General features: G+C 58.9%; 5 protein-coding genes. All 5 read left to right on the forward strand.

Annotated features, from left to right (window positions below; genetic code table 11):
• Nucleotides 1-427 precede the first annotated feature (427 nt).
• The 5 genes from LDO41_RS34025 (at nucleotide 428) to tnpC (ending at nucleotide 6,179) form a co-directional block, all read left to right on the forward strand.
• On the forward strand, nucleotides 428-3,361 hold the full coding sequence (locus LDO41_RS34025; protein ID WP_223995879.1) for a pentapeptide repeat-containing protein: 2,934 nt from the start codon (nucleotides 428-430) through the stop codon (nucleotides 3,359-3,361).
• Nucleotides 3,362-3,660: 299 nt separating this feature from the next.
• Nucleotides 3,661-3,831: a helix-turn-helix domain-containing protein gene (locus tag LDO41_RS34485; RefSeq protein WP_223995880.1), complete on the forward strand. Its 171-nt coding sequence runs from the start codon at nucleotides 3,661-3,663 to the stop codon at nucleotides 3,829-3,831.
• Between the two features lie 55 nt (nucleotides 3,832-3,886).
• Nucleotides 3,887-4,267, forward strand: a complete 381-nt coding sequence (gene tnpA / locus LDO41_RS34035; protein WP_223995881.1) for an IS66-like element accessory protein TnpA — start codon at nucleotides 3,887-3,889, stop codon at nucleotides 4,265-4,267.
• On the forward strand, nucleotides 4,264-4,686 hold the full coding sequence (gene tnpB, locus LDO41_RS34040) for an IS66 family insertion sequence element accessory protein TnpB (protein ID WP_377745490.1): 423 nt from the start codon (nucleotides 4,264-4,266) through the stop codon (nucleotides 4,684-4,686). Before tnpA ends, tnpB begins: the two co-directional genes overlap by 4 nt.
• Nucleotides 4,641-6,179, forward strand: a complete 1,539-nt coding sequence (tnpC, locus tag LDO41_RS34045; protein ID WP_223995882.1) for an IS66 family transposase — start codon at nucleotides 4,641-4,643, stop codon at nucleotides 6,177-6,179. Before tnpB ends, tnpC begins: the two co-directional genes overlap by 46 nt.
• The last annotated feature ends 182 nt before the right edge of the window (nucleotides 6,180-6,361 follow it).

Here is a 6,361-nt window from a genome sequence, read left to right on the forward strand (position 1 = left end):
CGCTGTAGACCTCGCGGGCAGATATCGATTTCTCCGTCGCGTCGTGGCAGCTCAAGCGCCATCGTACGTGCTCCGATCAGTTCGCCGCCGCCCGGCCCGTCGATGTGATGCCCTCACGCATGGGGGTACGACGCGGAGTGGCTACGGTCTAAGCTCCGCCGCCGGCGTTGAAGTCGGGCATGAAAAGCCGGCTCGCCTCCGCGAGAGTACTGCAATTCCCTTTCACCGTGCCTGTCGGAATATACCGTGTAAACACGTATCGAGCCGCGCGTCCGCGACAACAGAGGCAATCATTTTTGGGTGTTCGCAAGCATTTTTCCAAAATGACGAATATTTTATGAAGAAAGAATCTTGGGTAGGTCATATACTCACGTAATCGTGCATGTGTATGATGCTAGATATAATAAAAAATTACCGGAATTATTACATGAAATTTACTGTCAGTGGCGCTTCAACGGCACCTAGAATCATCCAAGCATTGGAGGTGCAGTTGAAGGAGGCCGCCGCCGCGGGCCGTCGCAATCAAAACGGCATTGTGGATTACGCTGGCATCTATCAGCGCGTGGCGAACAGCGACGTGGACATCATGTTAGGCGGTCGCCATCAGGATTTTGACGCAGTTCGCTCAAATTCCACGATGACCGATATGGAGAAGGGGCTGGAGATTGTCAGGCAACTGACCGAGCATTTGATTGCCGCGTATCAAGACGAGCGCAATGGTGAGGCAATTGCGGCGAAGGTTGTGGAGGTAATTTCAGCGGCGGATGTGATGGATGCCGACGTCGGCGCCGTCAGGCACGCGTCACAAGGCTACGAATTTGATGCGCCGGTTCGACAGTCACTCAACATCTCCATCGAGAAGATGGGCATTGTGGGCGTGCACAAGTCGTCGGAGTGGGTCACGTGTCGCACGAAGGTGGGTGAGGATGGCCACCGGGGCGTATTGAATGGCAAGCCAGTGTTGAAGACAGATATGCGTTTCGAGATTTCACCGGCTGGTGTATCGACCAAAAACGGTCCCATGCTGCGCATGGACCTTACCGCCTGGCATCACTCCGGCGATTCCACGGTACCCGTGGCCCGTGAGCTTTCGACGCCGGCACTGCGACGGACGTTCCTGCAGTTGGTGAAGGATGTCCTGGCCGATTTCTGCGGACGCGCTGGCATCCGCTTCTCAACAAGGGCGCTTGATTGTGGCCAGGCCGTCACGCTTGCACAAAGCCGTGGCGAAGTGGATGGGTCGAAGGGGCGTAATGGACGAGATGGTTATGACCATTTCACGAGTACCAACGCTGGCGCATTCAAAGCCAAAAATATCCTTCCGGGGCAGCAACTGGCGTCCCTGGCGCGTCCGCAGGCGTGGAAGGCGGATGCCGTGGCAGTGGAGATCAATAAAATTGATCGCGCAGCGGGCAAGGTGCTCGCCAAGAGGAGGTCGCTAGATGAGGCGCGATGCAATACGGAACGGCAGATGAGGGAAATAGTAGGGTTCATCCAGACTGACGAGGCAAACAGCCCGCTTATCAAGGATATCGGCAAGGCTAAGCGTGCGGTGAACGAGGCAATTGAATCTTTTTATCAATCCGTAAGCGTCGAGGACTATCTTCGAGATTTGGAACAGAAACTCGACCAAGCAACTGATGTTTTGCAAGCGCGGAACGATACGACCGGTCTGAGCGAAGCTGATGAACGACGTCTTCATATGATGTTGGATCAATACGTGATCGTTGGGGCACTCCGCGCGGGAAGCTTCGGCGCATTCACGGATCTCCGCGAGGTGCTATCTCGTATAAACGCGAGACTCGAAAGGTCGCGAGAAGCCGGCAACGCCGGCACCGGTACGGACGCAGACAGCACACTGCTCGGTCTCCATCGAGACATCAACGCGTTGGTCGAAGTGCAGCATACAGATTTTGTCCACTACCTCAGCGTACCAGCCGGTCCGGATATATGCCGGTTTCGCGCTGCCTATCAAGAGGCTTCGCAGTCGTTGCGCGCCGCGGAAGACAGATTGAAAGACGTCACGGAAAACCATCCGAAGCTACGGCAGGCTAGGGAGACCCATACACACTTGCTTGCTTCGCTCAGGGCGTGCGATCAAGAACTGGCGGCATTCGAACTGCAGGCGGCGGGCTTGTATCGATCGCACATCAGGAATGCGCTGGTGGCGGAAGGAAGCCGTACTCTCGCAGATCAGTTCGCGTTAAGCATTCAGGCATGCGCCAATGAAGCTTTGGTTGGCCAGCTTCGCGGAGCCGTTCCGATAGCGAATTATGTCTTCAGCAAAGTAAACTCGGCGGAAACGGCGTGTGGAGGCGCCCCTGCCGACGGTACGACGAAAATTGCTTCGGATGAAGCCTCGCACGCGCTTGAGGAACTGGCCGAGCATCTCACTGTCTCCGGAATTCCTCGTGAAGAGTTCCTTGCTGCATATGAGCAAGTGTATTCGCTCGACGCCACCGTGCAGCTGACTAGCAGGCTTGATGTCGCTCTAGCCCGTGGCAACGTTCCGTTGAAAGTATCGAATGCCTGTCATGTGCTGGAATCCGTAGTGAAGATGATGTATCCGGAACGCTCCGGGCGCGCGCATGAGACTCAACCCGCTACAGACGAGCTCGCTTCCCAGGCCGCCAGTCGCGCTACGGTCCAGAAGTATAGGCGTGCAATGTTGGGCATCTTGGGTGGGAACTGGGCGAACGCGGAGAACATCTTGAAACATGGTGGCGTATGGGAGCTGGTCCAACGCATTGCGCTGCTAAATTCCGATAACCCATTCAAAGCGAGAATGGAGAGTTGCATTTCCGATATTCTTAAGTTACCGCTTGAGCTTCGAGGCCGTCTTGTCAGCCTCGCGAATGCGAGTGTGGAGGCCATCTTCGCGAACTCACTGGAGCAACTGCAAGTCGCGATCGATGCATCCCGCCCCAAGCGCTTCGATCCTTCAAGGGGAAAAGATATGAGGCACCGCGATCTCTCAGATGTGGATTTCAGCGGGATGGATCTAAGGGGAGTCGACTTCACCCGTGCCACGCTGAACGGCGCGAACTTCCAAGGCGCGAATATCAGGGGTGTGAAGTTCGTAGGCGCCAGCCTGGTCGGCGCAAATATGATGGGCGTCGTGTTCTTGCCGCCGGGTTTAAAAGTGGATCTGGCCGTCACGGTCTTGGACTCACCCCTCTTCGCTGGTGCCAAACTGCAAGGCCTCCTTCATACAGATCGTACATCGATGGGAAGAGGGAAAATTGATGAGCCTTCGACGAGCGAAGACGCTGCCGCGCTTATCTTCACGATTGAATCACGCCTTCGCGGCATCTTCACGGATAAGCATGTGGCCATGACAAAGTCCGTACACCCTATCTAATCCTCTTTACTTCAGTAGCACGGTGATCCCCCGCTGGATAAACGGGTCGGCAAGTAGAATATTCCAGCAAAGGGAGTTTCACGAATGAAAAGTCGAAGTTTGCAGGCACCCAGGTCATGGGAGGCGCTCAAGCGCGCGGAGTCGGGCCGCGCGGTGCCGGAGATCTGTCGCGAGATGGGCATCAGGCGGCGACGTTCTATACTGGCGCGGGAGGTACGGTGTAAGCGCCCGGTGAACCCGTCTTGAAGGGAAGGAGGAGAGCAAGGAGCATCGTGTCCATCTAAATTCTTGGTGGACACGTGAACACTATCGAAGAGAGCGCACCAGCGCGACGCCGACGTCGGCACAGCGCCGAGTTCAAGGCTAAAGCCGTCCAGGATTGCCTGCATCGGGGTGTTTCGATTGCTGCGGTAGCGCTGCACCATCGCGTGAGCGCGAATCTGCGTAAGCGCCCGGTGAGCACCGTCTAGACGCTGAAGCATCGATAAGCACAATAGGTCCCCACCTATCGATAAGTGGGGACCTATGTCAGAGGCTGCTAAGGATCAGGAAGGTGGTTATCGCCGGGAGCCAAGGCGCCGCTTCTCGGCGGAGTACAAATGCCAGATAGTGCAGGCGCTGCTGTCGTCGTCGATGTCACTGGCGCGCTTCGCGCGCGAGCACGGCCTTAACCACAATCAACTGGCCAGATGGCGGCGCGAGTACGAACAAGGCACGTATGGACCGATGGCCCAGGCGGCCGTGGAGTTCGTTCCGATGTGCATCGCGCCGACAGCCACTTCCCCCTCGCAACGAGCGTCGTCTGGAACGATAACGAGCGTTGAGCTTCATCTGCCCAGGGGCAGGATTGTGTTGCACGATGTCGGTGTGGCCTATCTGTGCGAGCTCATCGAGGCGCTACGATGATTGGCTTGCCTGCGGGAACGCGCGTGTGGGTCGCCGCAGGCATCACCGACATGCGCTGCGGCTTCAACGGATTGGTGGCCAAGGCGCAGGCCACGCTGGCTGAGGACCCATACAGCGGTCACGTCTTTGTCTTTCGCGGCCGGCGCGGGGACCTCATCAAGGTCTTGTGGTGGAGCGGTGACGGTCTCTGTCTGCTGGCCAAGCGCCTGGAGCGCGGGCGCTTCGTTTGGCCGCAGGCCGACAGTGGCAAGGTGCATCTGACCCCGGCCCAACTCTCGATGCTGCTCGAAGGCATTGACTGGCGCAAGCCAGAGCGCACCTGGCGTCCGCACTTGCCTTGTAAACTGATGCGCCGCTTCCTACACTGCTGGGCATGCAGACAGATCCCGCGACGCTTCCCGATGACATCGCCACATTGAAGGCGATGATCATCGCGCGTGACAGCGCACTGCGCGATCATGCGATCGAGATCGAACACCTCAAGCTGCTGATTGCCAAGCTCAGGCGCCAACAGTACGGTCACCGGTCTGAGAAGCTGGACCGGCAGATCGAACAACTCGAACTCAAGCTCGAAGAACTGCAGACCGACGAAGGCGTCGCCGCGGCAAGCGCGCCTCGCGCGCGCACTGTCCATGGCAACGTTGGGCGCAACCCGCTACCGGCGCACCTGGAGCGTGATGACGTCGTTCACGCGCCAGCAGAGACCACGTGTTGCGCATGTGGCGGCGCCTTCAAGGTCTTGGGTGAGGACGTCTCGGAGCAGCTCGAGCTCGTGCCGGCGCGACTACGTGTCATCCGACATCGCCGCGTGAAGCTCGCCTGCACTGGCTGCGATCGCATCGTGCAGGCGCCCGCGCCCAGCCGTCCTATCGACCGCGGCATCCCCGGACCAGGATTGCTGGCCAACATTCTCGTCTCGAAGTTCTGCGACCATCAGCCGCTGTATCGTCAGCGCGTTCGCTGGGAGCGTGAAGGGATCGACCTGCCCGAGTCGACATTGGGCGACTGGGTCGGAGGCTGCTCGGCATTGCTCAGCCCGCTTGTGGCCGCCGTCCAACGCTATGTGATGGGAGGCAACAAGGTGCACGGCGACGATACGCCGATCCCCGTACTGGCGCCGGGCAATGGCAAGACGAAGACGGCACGGCTGTGGACCTATGTGCGTGATGACCGGCCATCGGCCGATGCCGCGCCACCCGCAGTGTGGTTAGCCTACTCGCCCGACCGTAAGGGCGAACATCCACAACACCATCTCCGATACTTCGCCGGGACCTTGCAAGCCGATGCGTACGCTGGCTTCAACGCGGTCTATGAAACGGGGCGAGTGCAGGAAGCCGCTTGCTGGGCGCACGCCAGACGCAAGTTCCACGAGTTGCATGCAGTGCGTCCCAATGCTGTCACCGAGCAGGCGTTGGCGCGAATCGGCGAACTCTATGACATCGAGCGCGAGATCCGAGGGCAGCCACCAGACCTGCGCCGGGAGATCCGGCAACGCGAGGCTGTACCGCGACTCGCGACGCTCAAGACCTGGCTGGAGGAGACGGCGGGCAAGCTCTCGCGCAAGTCAGATACCACGGCGGCAATCCTCTACACGCTCAAGCGTTGGGAGGCGTTCACGCGCTACGCCGCCGATGGGCGACTGGAGATCGACAACAACAGTGCGGAACGCGCGTTGCGCGCCGTCGCCTTGGGACGCAAAAACTTTTTATTCGCGGGCGCTGATAGCGGTGGCGAACGTGCCGCCGCGATGTACACCCTCATCGGCACTGCGAAGCTCAATGGCCTCAACCCCGAGGCATACCTGCGTCACGTGCTGAGCCACATCGCCGATCATCCGATCAACCGTATCGATGAACTGCTGCCTTGGGCCGTCGCTGCTGAACTGCAGCCCATCGACGTCGCCCACGTCTGACCGTCCCAGCCTCACATGTATCGCTTCACCCGTCAAGGACGGTACTCATCGGACCGTTACGAATCTGCTGCCAATCGATGCCGGCGCCGCGTCGACATTGCCAAACCGATGTTCCACAGCCGCAAGCATAACGTCGCGGACATCGTTCCCGGTATAGCCGCCCGTGGTCGCAACCCAGCTCA

The organism is Cupriavidus pampae (assembly GCF_914271485.1).
Classification (GTDB): domain Bacteria; phylum Pseudomonadota; class Gammaproteobacteria; order Burkholderiales; family Burkholderiaceae; genus Cupriavidus; species Cupriavidus pampae.